Here is a 22,144-nt window from a genome sequence, read left to right as displayed (position 1 = left end):
CTGGACGGGTGACTCCGAACAATCGTCATGACCACGACAGCGAGTGCGATCCGCGAGGGTGTGACGACGGCGTCCCTCGGGCGGGCGTGGGAGATCGGCACGCCGATGACACCGGTGGGCTTCTACCCCCGCTCCGGTCCGCTGCCCGCCGTCGTCGCCGTGCACGGCCAGACCGGAGCGTGGGACTCCCCCGGCCAGACCCGCCGCCTCGAGCTCTCCGGCGGAGGCCAGCTCGTCGAGACCCTCGTCACCGTCGCGCGCCCGGCCCTGTTCGTCTACGAGCTGAGCGACTTCCGCGGCCCGCTTCGCGCCCTCGTCGGCCGCGGCCGCGCCGAGTGGTGGTACGAGCCGCTCGACCACGAGGACGAGGAGGGGTCGGGCACCCGCATCTGCTGGCAGTACTCGTTCGAGGCGAAGCCCGGTCGCGGGCTGCTGGTGCGCGCCGTCGTGCGCCTGCTCTGGGGCCCGTACATGACCAAGGTACTCGGGGGCGTGACCGCCGAGATCGACAGGGTCGCCGCCTCCCCGGGTCAGGCTCCCGCGGTCTAGGGCTCCGGGACCGCTCTCGGGCCCGCTTCTACCCCCTGAAGCTTGCAGGGGCCGCAGCTTCACAGCAGTGTCGGGGCAGCTTGGGGGCACGCTGACAGCGCTGGTCGACCTACGGTCGATCAGACCCCCTTCGCCGTGCGTGCGCAGGGCCCGCTGCCTCACAGCCCGACCTCTGCGGAGAGACCCCCGTGAACATCACCCTCACCACCTGGCTCATCACCATCGGTGTGACGATCGCCTTCTTCGTGTACGAGTTCTTCACGCACGTGCGCAAGCCGCACGAGCCCACGATCGGCGAGTCCGCCCGCTGGTCCGCCTTCTACATCGGGCTCGCGCTGCTCTTCGGCGTCGGCATCGGCTTCACGAGCGGCTGGGGCTTCGGCGGCGAGTACTTCGCCGGCTACCTCACCGAGAAGGCGCTGTCGATCGACAACCTCTTCGTGTTCCTGCTGATCATGACCGGGTTCGCCATCCCGCGGATGTACCAGCAGAAGGTGCTGATGATCGGCATCGTCATCGCGCTGATCATGCGCGCCGGGTTCATCGCCGCCGGCGCCGCCCTGATCGAGAACTTCTCGTGGGTCTTCTACATCTTCGGAGCGCTGCTCTTCGTCCTCGCCTACCAGCAGATCAAGGGCGACCACGGCGGCAACGCGGCCGACAACATGTTCGTCCGGGTCGCCCGGCGCATCCTGCCGGTGCACGACGACTTCGACGGCGACAAGTTCACGACCAAGATCAAGGGCAAGCGCTTCGTCACGCCACTGCTGCTCTGCGTCATCGCGATCGGCTTCGTCGACCTGGTCTTCGCGCTCGACTCGATCCCCGCGATCTACGGCCTCACGAACGAGGCGTACATCGTCTTCACCGCCAACGCGTTCGCGCTGATGGGGCTGCGTCAGCTGTACTTCCTGATCGGCGGGCTGCTCGAGCGCCTCGTCTACCTGTCGCAGGGGCTCGCGGTCATCCTCGCCTTCATCGGCGTGAAGCTGGTGTTCCACGCCCTGCACGTCAACGAGGTGCCCTTCATCAACGGCGGCGAGCCGCTGCTCTGGGTGCCCGAGATCCCGATCTGGCTGTCGCTGCTCTTCATCGGCGCGACCATCACCGTCGCCACCGTCGCCAGCCTCGCGAAGACCCGCGGGGACGCCGAGAAGAAGAAGCGCGAGACGGTCGAGGGCGAGCCGATCACGCACGCACACGACTCCTCCTCCTCTGCCGCCTCGCGGAAGGACGACAACGGGGCGCACTGACCCGCCCGCTGCCGCAGCGCCGCCGCTGCCCGCCGAGCCGCAGCACCGCCGCCGCCGAGCGCCGCGTCCCCGCCCCGGGGCCGCGGCGCTCTCGCGTACCCCCTCCCGCGCCGCCGCCTGAGCAACTCCCCTGCCGCCCCGCCGCCCCCGAAGAACCCCGTTGTGGACGAAGAACCCCGTCGTTTCCGGGTGTTCCGTCCACTTCGGGGTGTTCGGGCCGTGCGCCACACGCGGGCCGCGCGGGCCATGACGCCGACAGCCCCGCCTCCTGCGGAGAACCCCGTTCCGTTCAAAGAACCACGGTGCTCAGTGGTTCTTTGAACGGAACGTGGTTCGACGCGCACCGCGGCCGCCCGGCGCCCGTGAAACACCCCGTTGTGGAAGAAGAACCCCGTCGTTTCGGGGTGTTTCGTCCACTTCGGGGTGCTTCGGGGTGCTTCGGGGTGTTCGGGGTGCGCGGGCTGGCGCAGCGACGCGCCCCGCCCCGCAACCACCCGCACACACGAAGGAGGCGCGGTGCCGGTCCGACCGACACCGCGCCTCCTTCGTTGGCGAACTGCATACGCGCTGGCGCCCCGAGCCCGCCTCACGGGAAACACCCCGTTGTGGACGAAGAACCCCGTCGTTTCGGGGTGCTTCGTCCACTTCGGGGTGTTCGGGACGTGCGCCCGACGCGGGCCGCGCGCGCCACGACGCCGACAGCCCCGCCTCCTGCGAAGAACCACGTTCCGTTCAAAGAACCACGGTGCTCCGTGGTTCTTTGAACGGAACGTGGTTGGACGCGCACCACTGCCGCCCAGCACCCGGGAAACACCCCGTTGTGGACGAAACACCCCGTCGTTTCGGGGTGTTCCGTCCACTTCGGGGTGCTTCGGGGTGTTCGGGGTGCGCGGGCTGGCGCGGCGGCGCGCCCCGGCCCCGCAACCACCCGCACACACGAAGGAGGCGCGGTGCCGGTCCGACCGACACCGCGCCTCCTTCGCTGGCGAACTGGCGCGCCGGCGCCACACGCCCCCGAGCCCGCGGGCCCGCTTCGCGCGAAACACCCCGTTGTGGACGAAGAACCCCGTCGTTTCGGGGTGCTTCGTCCACTTCGGGGTGTTCGGGGCAGGGCTAGGAGCAGCGGCGCGGGCCGCAGCTCACGACGCGGACGTGCGCGTCGTCGACGACGCGGCCGCCGCCTCCTTGGCGCGCTTCGCCTCGGCGTCCGCCACGGCCTTCTCGGCCGCGAGGCGCTCGTCGCGCTTCAGGCCGGGCACCCAGCCGCCGTCGACGAGCTTGATCTGGTAGATCGAGGCGCCGATGACGAGGGCCGCGCCGATGACGAGGCTGAGCACCACGCCGACCATCGGGCTGCCGAGGAAGCTGGCGCCGATGAGCGTGCCGAACCAGCCGAAGTCGGCGTCGCCGAAGGTGCTGTTCGCGAACCCGAGGTTGCCGAGCACGAGCAGCAGGATCGCGGGCAGGAACGTGATGATGAGGCCGTTGACGAAGCCGCCGACCACCGCTCCGCGACGTCCGCCGGTCGCGTTGCCGAAGACGCCTGCTCCGCCGCCGGTGAAGAAGTGCGGCACCATGCCGGGCAGGATCAGCGCGAGGCCGAAGACCGGGTTGAGCCACGCGGCGAGCACGCCGAGGGCGACGAGGCCGCCGGCGAACGACGACAGGAACCCGATGAGCACGGCGTTGGCGCCGTACGGGAACACCAGCGGGATGTCGAGCGCGGGCTTGGCGCCCGGCACGACCTTCTCGGCGATGCCCTGGAACGCGGGCACGAGCTCGCCGAGCACGGTGCGCACGCCGTAGAGGATGATCGCGACGCCGACGCCGAACTGCAGCGCCTGGGCGAAGCCGGCCATGATGAACGCGCCCGCGTCCGTGACGCCGAAGATCTCGAACGCCTCGGCCTGCGGCAGGCTGATCAGGCCCCAGATGGTGAAGACCAGGTAGATCAGCACCATCGAGAGGCTCGTGGCGACCATCGAGTCGCGCAGGAACTTCAGCCCCTGGGGGAACTTGATCTCCTCGGTCGACTTGCTCTTGCTGCCGACCGCGATGCCGGCCGAGGCCGCCGCGACGTAGCCGAGGGTGCCGAAGTGGCCGATCGCGATCGAGTCGTCGCCGGTGATCTTCTTCATGAAGGGCTGCGCGAACGCCGGCATGACGACCATGATCACGCCGAGCAGCACGGCGCCGAGCACGACGGTCAGCCAGCTGAGGCCGCTGCCGAGCCCGACCGAGAGCACCACGGTGAGCAGCACCGACATGAACACCATGTGGTGCCCGGTGAGGAAGATGTACTTCAGCGGCGTGAAGCGGGCCAGCGCCAGCATCACGAGGAACCCGAGCACGAGCACGTAGGCGCTCTGCGCGCCGTACTGCTCCTGCGCGACGGCCGCGATGACCTCGTTGGTGGGGATGACGCCCTGGGCGCCGGTGACCGCGAGGATCAGCGTTCCCAGCGGGTCGAGGGCCCCGGTGACGACCGTGGCGCCCGCCCCCAGGATCAGGAAGCCGATCGCCGCCTTGAGCGCGCCTCCCACGACCTGTCCGGCGTTGCGGCGCAGGGCGATCAGGCCGATCGCCGTGATGATGCCGATCAGGTAGGCAGGCACGTTGAGGATCTGCTTGCCGATGAAGTCGAGTACGACGACCAGCCACTCCATTGGGACTCCTTAGTTCTTTCTCTCGCTCGTCTGACCGGGGGTCAGGCGATCGAGTCCTGGATCTTCTGCTGGATCTCGGCGACGTTGGTGAAGTTGTCGATGACGACGACCTTGGCGGGCACCTGGCCGAGCTCCTCGACCAGGTCCTCGCTCGTGAGCACGAGCTCGGCGGTGCGGGCGGCGCCGCGGGCGGTGCCGATGTCGGCGGCCTCCACGTCGGCGTCCACGTCGAGTGCGCGGAGGGCCTTCTCGGCGTTCATCTTGAGCAGCACGGACGTGCCGATGCCCATGCCGCAGACGGTGATGATCTTCATGGTCGTGTCCCTTCCGGGGATTCGGGTTGCGTGGGGTGACCGGCCTCGAGGAGGCGCGGCGGGAGCAGGTGGGGAGGGCCGGGTCCGCTAGGCGGCCGCGACGGCCAGCTCGTGCAGGGTGGCGAGCACCTCGTCGGGCGTCGTCGCCGCGCGCAGGCGGGCGAGTCCCTCGTCGTCGGCGAGCACGCCGGCGAGCGCCGACATGACCTCGATGTGGCCGTCGTGGTCGAGGGCGGCGAGGCCGATGACGAGGTCGACGGGGTCGTTGGTCTTGTGGCCGAAGGCGACGGGCTCGGCGAGGCCGACCCACGAGAGCCCGGTGCGGCTGACGGCGGGCGACGGGCGGCTGTGCGCGAGCGCCAGGCCAGGGGCGATGACGATGTAGGGGCCGAGCTCGTCGACCGCCGCGATCATCTCGTCGGTGTAGGCGTCGGTCGTGGCGCCGGAGGCGACGAGGCCGTCGCCGGCGAGGCGGACCGCCTCACGCCAGTCGGCGGGCCGGGCCGCGGTCGTCACGGCCTCGACGGAGAGTTCTTCTGCCAGGTCGACGGTCATGGGCGGGCTCCTTCGCTCGGCGCCGCGGCGGCGCGTGACTGCTCGCGAGAACAGGGATGCCCGACATCTGTCGACGGGCTGGCCCCGACTGTAGCCCGAAAAGCGCCTTTTGACCACTCGTGTTCGAAAGTTCCCGCGGAGAGCGGACAGGCGGCCGGACCGCGACGGCCACGCGGACGGCCGGCGACCGCCACACGGACAGCCTGCGCCGGCTACGCGGACGGCCTGCGCCGGCTACGCGGACGGCCTGCGCCGGCTCGTCGCGGCGCTCACCCGGGCGACGTCGAAGAGCTCGTCCTGGGCCATCAGGGAGGCGCCGCGCACGCCCGCCTTGTCGCCGAGCCGGGCGCGCTCGACGACGAGCCCGCGCCGCGAGAAGTCGTGCGTGCCCGTGAGCAGCGCCGAGCGGATCCCTGCGACGAGGCGCTCGCCCGTCTCGGCCAGGTTGCCGCCGACGATGACGGCCTGCGGGTTGAGCAGCCCCACGACGTCGGCGAGCGCCTCGCCGATCCGGGTGCCCACGGCATTCAGCTGCTCGAGCACGACGGGGTCGTGGGCCCGCGCGGCGGCGACGATGTCGGCGCTGGTCGCCACGTCGCGGCCCGCCTCGCGCAGGGCGCTGCGGATGGTCGCGCCGCTCGCCTCGAGCTCGAGACGGTGGAGGGGCTCGTGGGAGGCGCGCGGCGCGCTCAGCTGACCCGCGCCTCCTCGGGCCCCTCGGTACACGTGCCCGTCGAGCACGAAGGCGCAGCCGACGCCCATGCCGACCTTGACGACCGTGAGGTGCCCGTACTCGGGCCAGCTCAGGCGGGACTCGCCCACGGCGAGGATGTTGACGTCGCGGTCGACGGCGAACACGGCGTCGAAGTCGGTGAAGTAGTCGTCGACCCGCACCTCCTCCCACCGGGGGTCGAGCTGCGGGCTGCCGAGGCGGCCGGTGACGGCGTCGACGGGGCCGGGCACGCCGATGCCGATGGCGCGCACGTCGGCCCGGGTGCGGCCGAGGTCGGCGAGCAGGAAGTCGAAGACCTGCACCGCCCAGCTGAAGATCTCATCGGGGCCGTCGTGCAGGCCGATGTCGGCCTCGTCCTCGCTGAGCACGGTCGAGACGAGGTCGGTGACGCCGACGCGGGTGTGCGAGCCGCCGATGTCGATGGCGAGGATCACGCCGGCGTCGGCGTCGACCGCGAACTCCTCGGGCGGGCGGCCGCCGCTGCTGCTGAGCTGGCCCGCGCTCACGATGAAGCCGGCCTCGAGCAGGTCGTCGAGGCGGCGGGCGAGGGTGACGCGCGACCAGCCGAGCCGCTCGATGAGGTCGGAGCGGGTCGTCGCCTCCCCCCGCCGGATCAGGTCGAGCACCACGCCGGAGCCGGTCGAGGGCGTCCTCGGGGTCATCGCCACGCTGCGCTCCTCTGTGCCTGCCGCCGTTGTGCCTGCCGACCCGGCGTCGGCCGACCCGGCGTCGTTTGACTTCAGTCTAGGTGTAGACGAAAGTGGGGTGATGGCCGACGACGTCCCCTCGACTCCCCCGACAGACACTAGCCGTGAGGCCGACGCCCTCGAGGCCCGGGCGGTCGCCGCCGCGGTGATGATCCCCGCGCAGGTGGTGCAGGCGAAGGGGCACGGCCACGCCGGCACCGCGATGGCGCTGGGCCCGCTGGCCCACGTGCTGTTCCAGCACGTGCTGCGCCACGACCCCGCCGACCCCGAGTGGACGGGCCGCGACCGCCTCGTCCTGTCGGCCGGCCACGCGAGCCTGCTGCTCTACGTGCAGCTCGCCCTGACCGGCTACGGCCTCGGGCTCGACGAGCTCGCGCTCAGCCGCACCCTCGGCTCGCGCACGCCCGGGCACCCCGAGCTGCACCACACGCCGGGCGTCGAGATGAGCACCGGCCCCCTCGGCCAGGGCCTCGCCTCGGCGGTCGGCCTCGCCCTGGCGGCCCGCCGCGACGAGGCGCTGCACGGCGCCGGCACCGGGCTGTTCGGCACCACGACCTGGGTGATCGCCGGAGACGGCTGCCTGCAGGAGGGCGTCTCGGGCGAGGCCTCGAGCCTCGCCGGCACCCTCGGCCTCGACGACCTCGTCGTCATCTGGGACGACAACGGAATCACCATCGACGGCCGCACCGACATCACCTTCGGCGAGGACGTCCGCGCCCGCTACCGCGCCTACGGCTGGCGCGTGCTCGAGGTCGACGACGCCACCGACCGCGAGGCGCTGCGGGCGACCCTCGAGGAGGCGCGGCGCGGCGAGGTGCGGGACGGCGCGTCCCGAGACGGTGCGGCCCGAGGCGGCGCGGCACACGACGGTGCGGCACGAGGCGGCCGGCCCACGCTCGTCGCCGTGCGCTCCGTGATCGGCGCGCCCTCGGCCCTGCGCGGCGGCACCTCCGCGGCGCACGCGGGAGGGTTCGGCGACGAGGAGGTGGCGGCGGTCGCGACCTCCCTGGGGTTCGCGCCGGGCGCCTCCTCGGCCGACCTGCTGCCCGACGAGGTGCGCGACTGGGCGCTGGGCGCCCGCGACCGCGGCGCCCGGCTGCACGTCGAGTGGGACGAGCGCGAGGCCGCCTGGCGCCGTGAGCACCCCGAGCACGCGGCGCGGCGCGACTCGGTCGCGGCCGGTGCGGACGAGGAGGCGGTGGCCGCGGCCCTCGCCACGGTGCCCGTCGACGACGGGGCCGCCACCCGCACCGCATCGGGGGCCGTGCTGAGCGCGGTGCACGATGCCGCGCGACTCTGGGGCGGCTCGGCCGACCTGTCGTCGTCGACGAACGTCGCCATCGAGGGCGTGGCCGTCAGCGCCGACCGGCCGGGCGGGGACTTCGTGCACTTCGGGATCCGCGAGCACGCGATGACGGCGGTGCTGTCGGGGGTGGCCCTGCACGGGCTGTGGCGTCCGTACGGGTCGACGTACCTCGCGTTCAGCGACTACGCGCGGCCGAGCATCCGGCTCGCGGCGCTGATGGGGCTGCCGGCGCTGTACGTCTACACGCACGACTCGGTCGCCGTCGGCGAGGACGGCCCGACGCACCAGCCCGTGGAGCAGATCGCCTCGCTGCGCACGGTGCCCGGGCTCGACGTGGTGCGGCCGGCCGACTCGCGCGAGGTGGTGGCTGCGTGGCGGCGACTGCTCTCGACGACGGGCCGGGACGCTGGCGGGGACGCCGCTGGGCGCCCTGCGGGCTCGGACCGGTCTGCGCCGCCCACGGCGCTCGTCCTGTCGAGGCAGGCCCTGCCCGACCTCGAGGGCGGCTCCGCGACCGGGGAGGGAACGCCCCGAGGCGGTTACGTCCTCTGGCAGCGAGGAGGCGGTGGAGACCTGGCCCTGATCGCGACCGGCAGCGAGGTCCAGCTGGCCCTGCGCACCGCCCGGCTGCTCGCCGACGAGGGCGTCGCCGTGCGGGTCGTCTCGATGCCCTGCCTCGAGTGGTTCGACGAGCAGCCGCGGGAGTACCGCGACGAGGTGCTGCCGCCGACGCTGCGGGCCCGGGTCACGGTCGAGGCCGGGTCGCGTCAGCCGTGGGGCCGCTTCGCGGGGCTCGACGGGATCAGCATCGGCATCGACGAGTTCGGCGAGTCCGGCTCGGGGCCGGAGCTGCTGCGACTCCGCGGCGTCGACGACGACGCGGTGCTCGCCGCCGCGCGCGAGGTGCTCGCCCGCTAGGGCCGCGCGGCCCCCGGGCCGCGCGCGCCGCGCCCGCCCCCTCCTCTCCCCCTCCTACCCCTTCTTGTCCCTTCTTGTCCCTTCCGAATTTGAGAGCATCCGGGCGAGGGCGGGCCGCGCGGCGGCCTGCCGGCGCACCTCCGGCCGCGGATCGCTCTCACTTTGCACGGCGCCCGGCAGCGCTTCCCGTGCCCGCGCCTCCTGGTCCTGCTCCTCCTTCCGCAAATGCCGACTGACACGCCCGGGATGCACCTCTCCCCACGGCGTGTCGTCGGCGATCGGTCGGCATTTGCAGCATCGCGCCCCGGCCGCACCCGCCTCCGGGGGTTGCCGACACTCGTCGCCGTCAGTTAGGTTAGGCACACCTAACACGGCGATCACCCGTGGGAGCCCCGGCGGCCGGAACAGCAGGCCAGAGGGGCTGTCCGTCGACGCGGCGCGCACTCAGCCCGCCCTCCCGACACCCGGCGATCCGTCGTGTCCGAGGCACGTCCGCGGCGAGCCCGCGAGGCACCCCGCACCACCGCCCCGCAACACCGCGCCACAGCACCCGGCACCCCGCACCAGCACCAGCACCAGCACCAGCACCCCACATCCCACGCCCCACCCCCGGAAGGCCCCCATGCCCCGCACCCGCACCCGCACCGCGCGCCTGCTCACCGCGAGCGCCGCCGCCGCAGCCGCCCTCGCCCTGGGCCTGACCGCCTGCTCGACCGACGCCGGCACCGGCACCGCCGGCAACGCCGGCAACAGCAACAGCGCCACCTCCGGCGACTTCACCCCGATCACCATCGAGCACGCGCTCGGCACCACGACGATCGACGAGAAGCCCGAGCGGGTCGCCACGGTGAACTGGGCCAACCAGGAGGTGCCCCTCGCGCTGGGCGTCGTCCCCGTCGGCATGGCGCGTGCGGACTTCGGCGACGACGACGGCGACGGCGTCCTGCCGTGGGTCAGCGAGGCCCTCGACGAGCTGGGCGGCGACGCCCCCGTGCTCTTCGACGAGACCGACGGCATCGACTTCGAGGCCGTGGCCGACACGGAGCCCGACGTGATCCTCGCCGCCTACTCGGGCCTGACGCAGGAGGACTACGACACCCTCAGCGAGATCGCCCCCGTCGTGGCCTACCCCGAGACCGCGTGGGGCACCTCGTGGCGCGACATGATCCGGTTCAACAGCGAGGGCATGGGCATGGCCGCCGAGGGCGAGCAGCTCGTCGCCGACCTCGAGGGCGAGATCGCCGGGGTCGCCGACGCGCACCCCGAGCTGGCCGGCTCGACCGCCATGTTCCTGACCCACGTCGACACGACCGACCTCAGCGAGGTCAGCTTCTACACGACCCACGACACCCGCGTGCAGTTCTTCGACGACCTGGGGCTGCAGCAGCCGGGGAGCATCCAGGACGCATCCGACACCACCGATCTGTTCTCGTTGACGCAGAGCGCCGAGACCGCGGACACCTTCGACGACGTCGACGTCATCGTGACCTACGGCGACGACGAGCTCGTGCAGACGCTCGAGGGCGACCCGGTGCTGTCGCAGATGCCGGCCGTGGCGAACCAGGCGATCGTCGCGCTGCCGAGCACGGGCCCGCTGGGCACCGCCGCGAACCCGACCCCCCTGTCGATCTCGTGGATCCTCGACGAGTACGCCGACCTGCTCTCCGAGGCGGCGCAGAAGTAGGACGGGCCCGCCGACCGGGTCCGCCGTGACCGTCACCACCACCCCCGGGGCCGCCTCGGACGTCGCCGCCGTGCGCCGTCCGAGGCGGCTCCGCGCTGTCTGGCTGCTGGCCCTGCTCGGCGTGCTCGTCGTCGTCGCGGTGCTGTCGTTGACGGTCGGCTCGCGCTCGGTGTCCCTCGACGACGTGCTCGCCGCGCTCGGCGGCGCCGCCGACGGCTTCGACCGGGCCGCGGTCGCGAAGCGCATCCCGCGCACCCTGCTCGCCGTCGCGGCGGGGGCGGCCCTCGCCGTCGCCGGAGCCGTGATGCAGGGGGTGACGCGCAACCCGCTCGCCGACCCGGGGATCCTCGGGGTCACGACGGGCGCCTCCTTGGCGGTCGTCAGCGGCCTCGCGTTCTTCGGCCTCAGCGCGGCGACGAGCATCGTCTGGGTCGCCATCGTGGGCGCGGCCGCGACGGCCCTGTTCGTCTACGCCGTCGGATCGCTGGGACGAGGAGGCGCCACCCCCCTCAAGCTGGCCCTGGCCGGAGCCGCCACCTCGGCCGCGCTCGCCTCGTTCATCACCGCCGTCGCCCTGCCCCGCGGCGACATCTCGGCGAACATCCGCTCGTGGCAGATCGGGGGCGTGGGAGGCGGCACCTTCGCCAGCCTGGGACAGGTGCTGCCGTTCCTCATCGCCGGCCTCGTCGTGTGCCTGCTCTCGGCGAAGGCGCTGAACTCGCTCGCGCTGGGCGACGAGCTGGCCGCCGGCCTCGGCGAGCGCGTCGCCGTGGTGCGCGGGCTCTCGGCCCTCGGCGCGGTCGTGCTCTGCGGAGCGGCGACGGCCGTGACGGGGCCGATCGGCTTCGTCGGCCTCGTCGTGCCGCACGCCTGCCGGCTGCTGACCGGGGTGGACCACCGCTGGCTGCTGCCGTTCTCCGCCGTCGGCGGCGCCGTCCTGCTGACGGCCGCCGACGTCGTGGGGCGGGTCGTCGCGCGGCCGGCCGAGATCGACGTCGGGATCGTCACCGCGCTGATCGGGGCGCCGTTCTTCATCTGGATCGTCCGCCGCGCGAAGCTGAGGGCGCTGTGAGCGCGGCCGACCTGCGGGAGGCGGGGCGCGCCTCCTCGGGTCCGCGCGACGACGCGAGCACCCGCGACACCGCTGCCGATGCCGCCGCGGCCCGCGCCACCGCTGCCCACGCCGACACAGCCCGCACCGCCGCAGCCCGCGCCGCCGCTGCCCGCCTCGCCGGCGTCGCGTCCGACGTCGCGCGCGGCCGCGCCCGCCGCGGTCGCCGCCGGCGTGCCGTCATCGCCCTGCTCGCCGCCGCGGTCCTGCTCGTCTTCGTGCTCAGCCTCATGGTCGGCCGCACCTTCTACGGGCCCGGCGACGTGCTCGGCGTGGTCCTGGGGCAGGACGTGCCCGGCGCCTCCTTCACCGTCGGCCGCCTGCGGCTGCCGCGGGCCGTGCTCGCGATCGCGGCCGGGCTCTGCTTCGGCCTGGGCGGCGTGACGTTCCAGACCATGCTGCGCAACCCGCTGGCGAGCCCCGACATCATCGGCATCAGCTCGGGCGCGAGCGCGGCGGCGGCCTTCGCGATCGTGACGCTGTCGCTCGACGACGCCGAGGTGTCGGCGTTCGCGATCGCGGCCGGCCTGGCCGTCGCCGTGCTCGTCTACCTGCTGTCGAAGCGGGGCGGCGTCGCCGGCACCCGGCTCGTGCTCGTCGGCATCGGGGTGGCCGCGATGCTCGACAGCCTGACGGCGTACGTGCTGTCGGGCGCGGCGCAGTGGGACCTGCAGGAGGCGCTGCGCTGGTTGACGGGGAGCCTCAACGGCACGAGCTGGCCGCAGGTCGTCCCGGTGCTGGTCGCGCTCGTCGTGCTGACGCCCGTGCTGCTGTCGCGCTCGCGCGACCTCGCGGCCACGCAGCTCGGCGACGACGCCGCGGCGGCCCTCGGGGTGCGGGTCGACCGCACGAGGCTGGTCGTCATCCTCGCCGCGGTCGGGCTGATCTCGTTCGCCACCGCGGCGTGCGGGCCGATCGCGTTCGTGGCGTTCCTGTCGGGCCCGATCGCGGCGCGCATCGTGGGCCCGCACGGGTCGATGCTCGTGCCGTCGGCGCTCGTCGGGGCGCTGCTCGTGCTCGTCGCCGACGTCGTCGGGCAGTTCGCGCTGGGCACGCGGTTCCCCGTCGGGGTCGTCACCGGCGTGCTCGGCGCCCCGTACCTGATCTGGCTCATCGTCCGCACCAACCGCGCCGGAGGATCACTGTGACCACCGACCACTCGCTCGTCGTCGAGCGCCTCACCCTCGGCTACGGCGACCGCGTCGTCGTCGACGACCTCGACCTGGTCGTGCCGCCCGGCCGGGTGACCGCGATCGTGGGGGCGAACGCCTGCGGCAAGTCGACGCTGCTGCGGTCGATGTCGCGCCTGCTGAAGCCGCGGGCCGGGCAGGTCGTGCTCGACGGGGCCGAGGTGCACCGCACCCCCGCCCGGCAGCTGGCCCGCACCCTCGGCCTGCTGCCGCAGTCGCCCGTCGCGCCCGAGGGCATCACGGTCGCCGACCTGGTGGGCCGCGGCCGGCACCCGCACCAGGGCCTGCTCTCGCGCTGGAGCCACGCCGACGACCTCGCCGTCGCCGAGGCGCTGGAGGCGACCGAGACGACCTCCCTGGCCGACCGCCCCGTCGACGAGCTCTCGGGCGGCCAGCGCCAGCGGGTGTGGATCGCGATGGCGCTCGCGCAGCAGACCGATCTGCTGCTGCTCGACGAGCCGACGACGTTCCTCGACGTGAGCCACCAGGTGGAGGTGCTCGACCTGCTCACCGACCTCAACCGCAGCCGGGGCACGACCGTCGTGATGGTGCTGCACGACCTCAACCTGGCGGCGCGCTACGCCGACCACCTCGTCGCCCTGGCCGGCGGCCGGGTCCACGCCGCCGGGACGCCGCGCGAGGTGCTCACCGAGGAGTGCGTCCGCGCCGTCTTCGGCCTCGACAGCCGGGTCGTCGACGACCCGACGACGGGCGCGCCGATGATGCTGCCGCTGGGGCGGCACCACGTCCGCCCCGCGGGCCCGGGCCCGGCGGCGCAGGCCCAGGCGTAGACGCAGGCGCAGGCGTAGGCGCAGGGCCAGGCGCAGGTGCAGGCGTAAGCGTTCTTCGCAAATGCCGACCTGGCGCCCCGATCGCGCCCTCCAACAGCGGGACATCCCCGTATTGCGAGCCCCGCGGTCGGCATTTGCGAGAGGCCAAGCGGCGAGCGCAGGAGACGCAGCGCGAGCCCGCAGCAAATGCCGACCGGACGCCCCGATCGCGCTCTACAACAGCGGGATATCCCCGTATTACGAGCCCCGCGGTCGGCATTTGCGGACACAGAGCAGCGAGCGCAAGAGGTGCGGGTCCCGTCTCCCGGACCGGTCCCGACGAGCTCCGCCCGCCTCCTCGTCTCGCACGCACAGGCCCCGCACGCGACGGAGGGCCGCCCGACGATCTCTCGTCGAGCGGCCCTCCGCGTGGTGCAGGTGCAGGTGCTGGTGGCGACTAGCCCGTGAACGCGGCGTTGGCGCGCACCGGGGTGGCGACGGGCGCGACCGGAGCGGTCGGGACCGGCACGACGGCGTCGTCGGCGACGACGGTCACGACGCCCGCCAGGGTCACGCCCGAGTCGTTGCCGGCGAGGACGATGTTGTAGGTGCCGGGGCCCTGGACGTCCTCGGCGGGGATGACGACCGTGCCCGCGATGCGGCCCTGGGCGTCGGCGGTGAGGACGGTGTCCTGGTCGCCGGAGCTCTGGGCGTTCTCGCTCGTGAAGAACACGGAGAGCGTCTCGTTCGGGAAGAAGCCGGCGCCGTCGACCGTGATGCCGGTCGTGCTGACCTGCGTCACGGTGAGCGTCGCGGGCACGTAGGTGCCGGTGGGAGCCGGGATGAACCAGGTGCTCTCGTCACCGAACGCGACGGCCTGGACCGACGAGGTCAGCGGCGAGGGGGTGATGAAGCCGTAGCCGAGGATGGTCGCCGGGGCGGTCTGGTCGCCGGCGGCGTCGATCGCCGTGACCTCGGCCTGGAACTCGGCGAGCGTGGCGGTGTCGCCGGCGGCGTAGGTGCCGAAGGCCTGCGAGGTGACCCAGTCGCTGTCCGGGGTGAAGCCGGCGTCGCCGGTCGCGGCGGGGCGCAGCGTCGTGAACTCGGTGTCGGTGCCGGTGCCGTTCGCGTAGAGGGGCACCTGGAACGTGGCGTCGCCGTCCGAGACGAACGCGGCGTCGACGACGAGGTCGGTGAGGGTGCTGGCGTCGGCGGTGTAGGCGTTCAGCAGCTGGACGTTGCCGCCGGCCGAGTTGAGCCCGGCGCCGTCGAAGGTGACCGTGCCGGCCGGGGCCGCCACGGCGCCCGTGAACCAGCCGGACTCGCTGTCCGTCGGGTACGCCTGGCCGGGGGTCTCCTGGCTGAGGTCCGCGTTGGTGGTGACGCGGAAGGCGCCCTCGGGGTCGAACGCGGCGCTGGCCGTGCCGGAGACGGCGACGACCGAACCGACGACCGCGGCGGACGCCACGGCGACGGAGAAGATGCGGGACTGCTTCACAGGTGATCCTTCTACTCAGAGTGAGCCGCCCTCGGTGAGGAGCGGCAGAACGGTGATCCCCCCATCACGGCGGCGGCACACGAGAGCGCTCCGTCGCACCGAGAAGGTCGTGAGACAGTCTCACTGATGGCGGGTCTCTTGGGAAGACCTGTGAGGCTCCGATGTCGGTTCGTGACCTGACGTCGCGGACGCGCGTCGCGCCTCCTCGAGGGCCAGGCTGGTCCCTGCGGCCGTTCCCCGGTCGCCGACGAGAGGAACACGACATGGCCGAGACGACCGAGGTGCTGCACGTGGTGCTGGCCGAGTGGAACGAGGGCGTCGACGCCGCCGCCGAGGCGACGCGGCTCTCCGACGAGAAGCTGACGACGATCGACGGCGTCCTGTCCGTCTCGAGCGGCCCGAGCATCGGCACCGAGCACCTCGAGGCCGGCTTCGACTGGATGCTCGTCGTGCGGTTCCGCGACCGCGCCTCCCTCGAGGCGTACCTGCCGCACCCCGCGCACCTGCCGGTGGCGGGCTACCTCGGCGACTCCTCCGCGCGGATCGTCGTCTTCGACATCGACGCCTGACGCGTCCCGCGGGCAGCGTCCCGCGGCGGGCAGGGCCGGCGGGCAGCGGGCAGCGACCGGCGCCTTCAATAGGATCGGGGCATGCCCTTCGACCAGTGGTACGACGACGAGACGCGCGAGGCGGCGACCGCCCGGGTCCTCCAGCGCCGGGCCACGAAGCCGGGCGACCGCCACGTGTTCACGGTCGTCGCCGAGGAGTTCGGCATCCCCCAGCAGACCCTGCGTGCCTGGGTCGAGGAGGCGGCGCCCGAGACCGCGGCGCCCGCCCGGACCGCCCGCCCCAAGTTCTCGAGGGTCGTGACGACCCACGTCGAACGCGACGAGGTGCCCGCCGCGCCCGCACCCGAGGCCGAGGAGGCGGCGCCCGACGAGCCCGAGGACGTCACGGAGGCGCCCGCAGACCAGCCAGTCGCCCCGCCGGCAGAGCCCGAGGAGGCGCGCGCCGCCCCGGCCGAGGAGGTCGCGCACCCGGTCGCGCCGACACCCGCCCCGCGCACCCCGCAGACCCCCACCCCGCGCACCCCGCAGATCGCCGCCCTCGAGGCGGAGGCCGCCGAGCTCCGCGCCGGCAACGCCGCGCTCAAGGCCGCCCTGCGCGTCCTCACCGACCGCTGACGCGGCCCCAGCACCGGCCAAGCAGCGGCCCCGGGCGCACGCCGACGCGGCGCCGGCCAGGCGCCGAGCACGACCCCGCCGACTTGTCCACGATGCGCACGGATCCGGGCGGATTGCCAGTATGTAGCTCATTCGTTGAGTTATCTCGTCCCGTCGCGTATACCTCAGTTAACGGGGATCACCCGCACGTTCCGAACACGTGCAGCCAGGTGCCTCCTCTTCTCAGTCAGGTGCCGCCATGGCCCGCACGACGTCCTCTGCCCTCTTCGCCCGCGCGGGCCTCGTCCTGGGCGTCAGCGCCGCCCTGGCCGTGGCCTCCGCCGTCCCGGCCCACGCCGACACCGTGATCGACGGCCCCGTCGACCTCGGCACCGCGTCGTCGTACGCCGTGCTCGGCGCCAGCACGGTGACCAACACCGGCACCAGCGTCGTCACCGGCGACGTCGGCCTCAGCCCGGGCACGGACATCACCGGCTTCGACGGCGGTCCCGGCGTCATCGTCGGCGGCGAGACGCACGTCGACGACGAGTCGGCCCAGCTGGCTCAGGGCGACCTCACGACGGCCTACGGGGTCGCCGCGAGCCTGACCCCGCAGGAGGAGGGCGTGATCGACCTCGACGGCCGCTCGCTCTCGCCCGGCGTCTACCGCGGCGACGCCGTCCAGCTCGCCGAGAACGGCGACCTGGCCTTCGCCGGGTCCGACCGCTCGGTGTGGGTGATCCAGGCGTCGAGCACGCTCACCATCGGCAGCGGCACGACGATGACCTTCTCCGGCGGGGCCAGCGCGTGCAACGTGTTCTGGCAGGTCGGCAGCTCGGCCACCATCCTCGACGGCGCACAGTTCCGCGGCACCGTCCTGGCGCAGACCTCCGTCACGGCGACGACCGGCGCGACCGTCATCGGCCGCCTCCTGGCCCGCACCGGCGCCGTCACCCTCGACACGAACGTGATCACCGTGCCGCCGCCCTGCCCCACGGTCGGCACCCCCTCCGAGACCGTCGCGCCCACCATCACCTCGGGCAGCCCGCCCGCCGCCACGCAGGGGACCGGCTACTCGTTCACCGTCACCGCGAGCGGCACGCCCGACATCGGCTTCTCGGTGACCGCGGGCACGCTGCCCGCCGGCCTCGTGCTCGACGGCGAGACGGGCGTCGTCTCCGGCACGCCCACCACCCCGGGAGACTCGACCTTCACCGTCACCGCCGACAACGGCACCGCCCCGGCGGACAGCGAGACGTACACGATCACGGTCACGCCGGCAGCCGTCGTGCCCGTGCCCGGCGACGGCGGCGGCACCACACCGGGCGGAACGACCCCCGGCGGCACGGTGCCCCCCGGCTCGACGACCCCCGGCTCGACGACCCCGGTGGTCCCCGCCGCGGACCGCGCGGGCGGACAGGGCCGCGGCCTCGGCGGCGACCTCGCCTACACGGGCTCCGACGACACGCTGCCCGCCCTGGGCGCGGTCCTCGCGCTGCTGGCCGGCACGACCCTCGTGGTAGCGTCCGCCGTCCGCAGACGCCGTCTCGCCCGCTCCGACAGCTGAGGGGTCGGGGCAGGGTCGCACCGATCCGAGAGATCCCCCATGGGCGTCCCCGACCCCACTGCCCCCTCCCCCTCCGCCTCCTCCGTCCCCCCGGCCGCCGAGCCCTACGTCCACGACCCCGAGTCCGCGCAGGGCAGGGTGCTCGACGCCGTGTACGCCCTGCAGGAGGCGGAGGCCCTGTTCCGCTCCCGGCTGCGGGCGGTCCTGGGGCTCGGTCCCAACGAGCTCAGCGCCGTGCAGCTGATCGCCCGGATCGAGACCGTCGGCGGGGCGGCCCACCCGTCCGACATCGCCCGGCACCTGGGGCTCACGAGCGGCGGGGCCTCGACGATCGTGACGCGTCTCGTGGCCCACGGGTCGGTCACGCGCCACCTCGACCCGGTCGACGGCCGCGGCCAGGTGCTGCACCTCACCCCGGCGGCACGTGACGGCATCCGACAGGCGGTCGGCGGCGGCGAGCTCGGCGCGCTCGGGCAGATCGTGACGCTCTCCGACCGGGAGAGCGCGCGCGTCGTCACGCTGTTGTCGACGGTGACGGCCGGGTTCGAGGGCGGCGCCCGCCCGGACGCCCCGTCCGAGTCCGGGACCGCGAGCTGAGACTGACGACCTGACCCTCGCCTCTTGCGGCAGGGGCACAAGGCACCTAGCTTGGCCCGTGGTCGCCCCCGACCTCGGCACCCGACCCCTGGGGGCGCGCCGGGACTCGAGGCCCTCATGGGACACCTGCACTACGGCGACCACAGCGCGTCGGTCGAGATCGACGACCGAGCCCTCGCGCACCTCCAGATGGTGATCCTGCACAAGCTGAGGCGGGGCGAGTCCTTCCCGTTCTCGTGGATCGAGCCCACGAGCACCGGCTCCGGCCGCAGCACGATCTGGCTGCACCCGACGGTGACCCTGCGCTTCAAGTTCGCCGGCAACAGGATGCCGTCCCTCAACGCCGCGTGGATCGAGCAGCTGTCGGCCCTGGCGAACTCCAACGGCGGGCTCCGCAGCACGACCGAGCCCCTCGACACGACCCGGACGGACGTCCGACGGTCCGACCTGTCCGGGGCAGCCCCGCTCTGAGCCCCACCCGCGACCCGAGATGATCAGCAGGTGTCGCCGAACGGGTGGGAGAAGGGGTGGTCCTGGGCCCGTGTCCCCCTTTCCGGGGACCGGCACGCCGACGGGCACCTAGGGTCGACCGGGCCGGAACACCCCGGGAGCTGCTTACCCCTCCCCCCGTGGTGCCGGTTGTCCGTGCGCCCGGCCCCGGGCGTGCGGCGGACCCTACCCCGATCGGATCCCGTGCGCAGACCCCTGCCGTTCGCCCTGTCGACCTGTGCGCTCGTCGCCCTCGTCGGCACCCTCGCCGCCCCGTCAGCCCAGGCTGCCGGCAGCGTCGAGAGCCCCACCTTCGTCTCCGGCGAAGCCCTCGACAGCCGAGTCATCTTCCAGGACTTCAGCTTCTACCAGCCCTACGAGAGCGACACCTACACGACGCTCGCCGCGCGTGCGGAGGAGCTCGCCGACCTCGGCGTCACCGACGTGTGGACCGCCCCGGCGTCCCGCGCGCTGAACGCCTACAACGAAGAGGGCTACGCGATCACCGACCGCTACGACCTCGGCGAGTTCCCCGCCGGCCACGGCGGAGCGACGGCCACGAAGTACGGCACGAGCGACGAGCTCAAGGCCGCGATCGCGGCGATGCACGACGCCGGGATGAGCGTCCAGGCCGACATCGTGCCGAACCAGATCTACAACTACCAGGACCGCGAGGTCGTGCGCGTCACCGCCGTCAACCAGTGGGGCACGCCCGACAACCCGAAGGTCGTGAACAAGCTCTACGAGGTGTACACGAAGGGCAGCGCGGCCGGCCAGCAGAAGTACGGCACGTTCCCGCAGTGGAGCAGCGCCGACCTCAACGGCATCTCGACGCAGGACATCGGCACCGACCGGGTCATGCTCGACCCCGCGGGCGAGCCGTACCGCTACTTCGGCGCCGACGACGAGCGCAACTACCTGCCCGAGTGGCTCGCCGCCACCGACGCCCAGCGCTACGGCGAGATCAACGCCATCGACGGCTACCTGACCGTCGACGGCTACTACGCCGTCGCCCACGACGACCGCGGCGCCGTGTGGCGCTCGCTGCTGCTCGGCTACACCGAGAACCAGCCCGGCGCGATCACGCAGACCTACCTCGACTACATGCGCGAGCGAGGCTACGGAGGCGGTCCGGACGCCACCGACGACGAGGTGCGTGCCGCTCTGGTCGCCGTCACCGACTCGGAGGCGCAGAACGCGACGAACGACTACATCGGCCTCCAGCCGGGGTACTCGTCGAGGTCCGAGCAGGGCATCACCGCCCTCCGCTTCGACGACGACACCAGCGGCGTCAACGAGAACCTCATCCAGTCCGAGTTCCTGCTCGGCCAGGACGTCGACAACTCGTCCGCCGCCGTGCAGGCCGAGCACCGCAACTGGGAGGAGTTCCTCCTCGACGAGTACGGCTTCGACGGCTTCCGCTTCGACGCCGCCGGGCACTACAACAAGGAGATCCTCGAGCAGTCGGCCGACCTGTTCGCCGAGCGCTACGGCGACGACCAGCTCAGCCACCTCAACTTCATCGAGTCGTACGTCGACGAGCAGGTGCCGTTCCTGAACGGCACCGGCAACGGCCAGCTCGCCTACGACGACGAGCTGCACTACGCCTACTTCGACGCCCTCGGCGAGGGCGACCCGTCGAAGCCCCTGAGCACGGTCGTGACGAACTCGTACAAGGACCGCACGGGCACCGGCTCGACCGACACGGTCATCCCGAACTGGTCGTTCGTGACGAACCACGACACCGAGCACAACGACATGGCGAAGATCTCCCTCACGGCCGAGCAGGCCGGCGGGTTCCCGTACGGCACCAAGGAGTTCCAGCTCGCGCAGTACGAGATCTACACGGCCGACCGCGCGACGGTCGACAAGCAGCACGCGCCCTACAACGTGCCCGCGTCGTACGCCCTGATGCTCACGAACCAGGACACCGTCCCGACCGTGTTCTACGGCGACATGTGGGAGGCCGACGCCTCGTACATGACGACCGAGTCGCCGTACCACGACGCCATCACGGCCCTGCTGCAGATGCGTGAGCAGAACGTCTCGGGCGAGCAGACGGTCACCCTGCACGAGTCGAACCTCTCGAGCACGCCCGGCCAGGACCTCATCTCGAGCGTCCGCGCCGGCAGCGACCGCGAGACGGGTGTCGGCGTCGTCGTCGGCAACCAGCCCGACCTCGACACCACCGTCGAGGTCGCGATGGGGGCCGAGCACGCCGACCAGGAGTACGTCGACGCCCTCGGCTACCACGGCGAGACCCTGACCACCGACGCCGACGGCGTCCTCACCGTGCCCGTGCAGGGCACGCGGACCGTCGAGGTGAACGGCTACCTGGCCGCGTGGGTCCCCGCGCAGCCGGCCGAGACCTCCACGGCCGTCGTGGCCGCCGCCTCCTCGATCACGGAGGGCGAGACCACCGAGCTCGCCGCCGAGGTCTCGTCGCAGGCCGACGGGGCGACGGGCAGCGTCGAGTTCCTCGACGGCGCCGTGTCGCTGGGCACGGCCGAGCTGGTCGACGGCCGCGCAGTGCTCACCACCCCGGCCGACCTGGCCGTGGGCGAGCACTCGATCACCGCGGTGTACTCGGGCGACGAGCGCCACCTGGGCAGCACCTCGCCCGCGAGCGTGCTGACCGTCGTCGCGGCCGCCGTGCCCGGCGACCCGGGCACGACGCCCGGCGGCGGCACCGCGCCCGCCGACGGCACCGCCCCGGTCGGCGGCGGCACGAGCCCCGCCGACGGCACGACACCGGTCGGCGGCACCACGCCGGCGACCGGCAGCACCCCGGCGGGCGGCACGACCGGCCTCGCCGACTCGGGCACCGACGCGGGCACGGCGAGCGCCGCCTCCCCCGCCGGCAGCCTCGCGTTCACGGGTGCCCAGACCGCCGCGTTCGTGGCGGCGGCGGCCCTGCTGCTCGCCCTCGGCGCCGCGGCGCTGGTCTGGAGCCGCCGCCGCCGGCGTGCGCTCTAGCAGCAGCTGAACACGACGAGGCCCCCGCCGCTCACCCGAGCGGCGGGGGCCTCGTCGTCCCCTGGACCCTCGACCAACCCGGGGCGCCCCGGGTCGGT

18 protein-coding genes are annotated in these 22,144 nt (G+C 73.1%); 13 read left to right on the top strand and 5 right to left on the bottom strand.

The genetic code is table 11. From position 1 onward, the window contains the following. The first annotated feature begins 27 nt into the window (after nucleotides 1-27). Both FHR78_RS10925 and FHR78_RS10920 read left to right on the top strand, forming a co-directional pair. Complete coding sequence (locus tag FHR78_RS10925) at nucleotides 28-549, top strand: SRPBCC family protein (protein WP_166760494.1); 522 nt, start codon at nucleotides 28-30, stop codon at nucleotides 547-549. A gap of 188 nt (nucleotides 550-737) precedes the next feature. Continuing rightward, on the top strand, nucleotides 738-1,802 hold the full coding sequence (locus FHR78_RS10920) for a TerC/Alx family metal homeostasis membrane protein (protein WP_166760493.1): 1,065 nt from the start codon (nucleotides 738-740) through the stop codon (nucleotides 1,800-1,802). Nucleotides 1,803-2,941: 1,139 nt separating this feature from the next. Here the strand turns inward: FHR78_RS10920 and FHR78_RS10915 are convergent. The 4 genes from FHR78_RS10915 to FHR78_RS10900 form a co-directional block, all read right to left on the bottom strand. Continuing rightward, the gene (locus tag FHR78_RS10915) at nucleotides 2,942-4,468 is read right to left on the bottom strand and encodes a PTS ascorbate transporter subunit IIC (RefSeq protein ID WP_166760492.1); all 1,527 of its coding nucleotides are present in this window, start codon (nucleotides 4,466-4,468) and stop codon (nucleotides 2,942-2,944) included. Between the two features lie 41 nt (nucleotides 4,469-4,509). Next, nucleotides 4,510-4,782, bottom strand: a complete 273-nt coding sequence (locus tag FHR78_RS10910) for a PTS sugar transporter subunit IIB (RefSeq protein ID WP_166760491.1) — start codon at nucleotides 4,780-4,782, stop codon at nucleotides 4,510-4,512. 87 nt (nucleotides 4,783-4,869) lie between these two features. After that, nucleotides 4,870-5,337, bottom strand: coding sequence for a PTS sugar transporter subunit IIA (locus FHR78_RS10905; RefSeq protein ID WP_166760490.1), 468 nt, complete (start codon nucleotides 5,335-5,337; stop codon nucleotides 4,870-4,872). A 234-nt stretch (nucleotides 5,338-5,571) separates the two neighbouring features. Next, the gene (locus tag FHR78_RS10900) at nucleotides 5,572-6,732 is read right to left on the bottom strand and encodes an ROK family transcriptional regulator (RefSeq protein ID WP_166760788.1); all 1,161 of its coding nucleotides are present in this window, start codon (nucleotides 6,730-6,732) and stop codon (nucleotides 5,572-5,574) included. 106 nt (nucleotides 6,733-6,838) lie between these two features. Here FHR78_RS10900 and FHR78_RS10895 point away from each other — a divergent pair, with 106 nt between their 5' ends. The 5 genes from FHR78_RS10895 (at nucleotide 6,839) to FHR78_RS10870 (ending at nucleotide 13,777) form a co-directional block, all read left to right on the top strand. Further along, nucleotides 6,839-9,001, top strand: coding sequence for a transketolase family protein (locus FHR78_RS10895; protein ID WP_166760489.1), 2,163 nt, complete (start codon nucleotides 6,839-6,841; stop codon nucleotides 8,999-9,001). Nucleotides 9,002-9,623: 622 nt separating this feature from the next. Further along, on the top strand, nucleotides 9,624-10,685 hold the full coding sequence (locus FHR78_RS10890; protein ID WP_166760488.1) for an iron-siderophore ABC transporter substrate-binding protein: 1,062 nt from the start codon (nucleotides 9,624-9,626) through the stop codon (nucleotides 10,683-10,685). Nucleotides 10,686-10,710: 25 nt separating this feature from the next. Continuing rightward, on the top strand, nucleotides 10,711-11,757 hold the full coding sequence (locus tag FHR78_RS10885) for an iron chelate uptake ABC transporter family permease subunit (RefSeq protein WP_166760487.1): 1,047 nt from the start codon (nucleotides 10,711-10,713) through the stop codon (nucleotides 11,755-11,757). Then, on the top strand, nucleotides 11,754-12,944 hold the full coding sequence (locus FHR78_RS10875; protein ID WP_347878153.1) for a FecCD family ABC transporter permease: 1,191 nt from the start codon (nucleotides 11,754-11,756) through the stop codon (nucleotides 12,942-12,944). Before FHR78_RS10885 ends, FHR78_RS10875 begins: the two co-directional genes overlap by 4 nt. Further along, on the top strand, nucleotides 12,941-13,777 hold the full coding sequence (locus FHR78_RS10870; RefSeq protein WP_166760486.1) for an ATP-binding cassette domain-containing protein: 837 nt from the start codon (nucleotides 12,941-12,943) through the stop codon (nucleotides 13,775-13,777). The genes FHR78_RS10875 and FHR78_RS10870 overlap by 4 nt, the downstream gene beginning before the upstream one ends. Nucleotides 13,778-14,213: 436 nt before the next feature. Here the strand turns inward: FHR78_RS10870 and FHR78_RS10865 are convergent, their stop codons facing one another. Beyond that, the gene (locus FHR78_RS10865) at nucleotides 14,214-15,254 is read right to left on the bottom strand and encodes a hypothetical protein (protein ID WP_166760485.1); all 1,041 of its coding nucleotides are present in this window, start codon (nucleotides 15,252-15,254) and stop codon (nucleotides 14,214-14,216) included. A 263-nt stretch (nucleotides 15,255-15,517) separates the two neighbouring features. On the opposite strand from FHR78_RS10865, the gene FHR78_RS10860 reads away from it, so the two are divergent. The 6 genes from FHR78_RS10860 to FHR78_RS10835 all read left to right on the top strand — a co-directional run bounded on the left by FHR78_RS10860 (nucleotide 15,518) and on the right by FHR78_RS10835 (nucleotide 22,046). Next, on the top strand, nucleotides 15,518-15,823 hold the full coding sequence (locus tag FHR78_RS10860; protein WP_166760484.1) for a Dabb family protein: 306 nt from the start codon (nucleotides 15,518-15,520) through the stop codon (nucleotides 15,821-15,823). 81 nt (nucleotides 15,824-15,904) lie between these two features. After that, a complete protein-coding gene (locus tag FHR78_RS10855; RefSeq protein ID WP_166760483.1) occupies nucleotides 15,905-16,438 on the top strand; it encodes a hypothetical protein in 534 nt (177 codons plus the stop codon). 238 nt (nucleotides 16,439-16,676) lie between these two features. Further along, entirely contained in the window at nucleotides 16,677-17,984 is a 1,308-nt protein-coding gene (locus FHR78_RS10850; RefSeq protein WP_166760482.1) for an ice-binding family protein, read from the top strand. Between the two features lie 39 nt (nucleotides 17,985-18,023). Beyond that, nucleotides 18,024-18,581, top strand: a complete 558-nt coding sequence (locus FHR78_RS10845; protein WP_166760481.1) for a MarR family winged helix-turn-helix transcriptional regulator — start codon at nucleotides 18,024-18,026, stop codon at nucleotides 18,579-18,581. A 117-nt stretch (nucleotides 18,582-18,698) separates the two neighbouring features. Then, nucleotides 18,699-19,052, top strand: coding sequence for an ATP-dependent DNA ligase (locus FHR78_RS10840; RefSeq protein ID WP_166760480.1), 354 nt, complete (start codon nucleotides 18,699-18,701; stop codon nucleotides 19,050-19,052). 222 nt (nucleotides 19,053-19,274) lie between these two features. Continuing rightward, the gene (locus FHR78_RS10835) at nucleotides 19,275-22,046 is read left to right on the top strand and encodes a glycoside hydrolase family 70 protein (RefSeq protein ID WP_166760479.1); all 2,772 of its coding nucleotides are present in this window, start codon (nucleotides 19,275-19,277) and stop codon (nucleotides 22,044-22,046) included. The last annotated feature ends 98 nt before the right edge of the window (nucleotides 22,047-22,144 follow it).

Origin of the sequence: Frigoribacterium faeni (assembly GCF_011761235.1) — a bacterium.
Classification (GTDB): Bacteria; Actinomycetota; Actinomycetes; order Actinomycetales; family Microbacteriaceae; genus Frigoribacterium; species Frigoribacterium faeni_A.
Note: the sequence above shows the minus strand (reverse complement) of the source record. Positions and strands in the feature narration are given on the sequence as shown.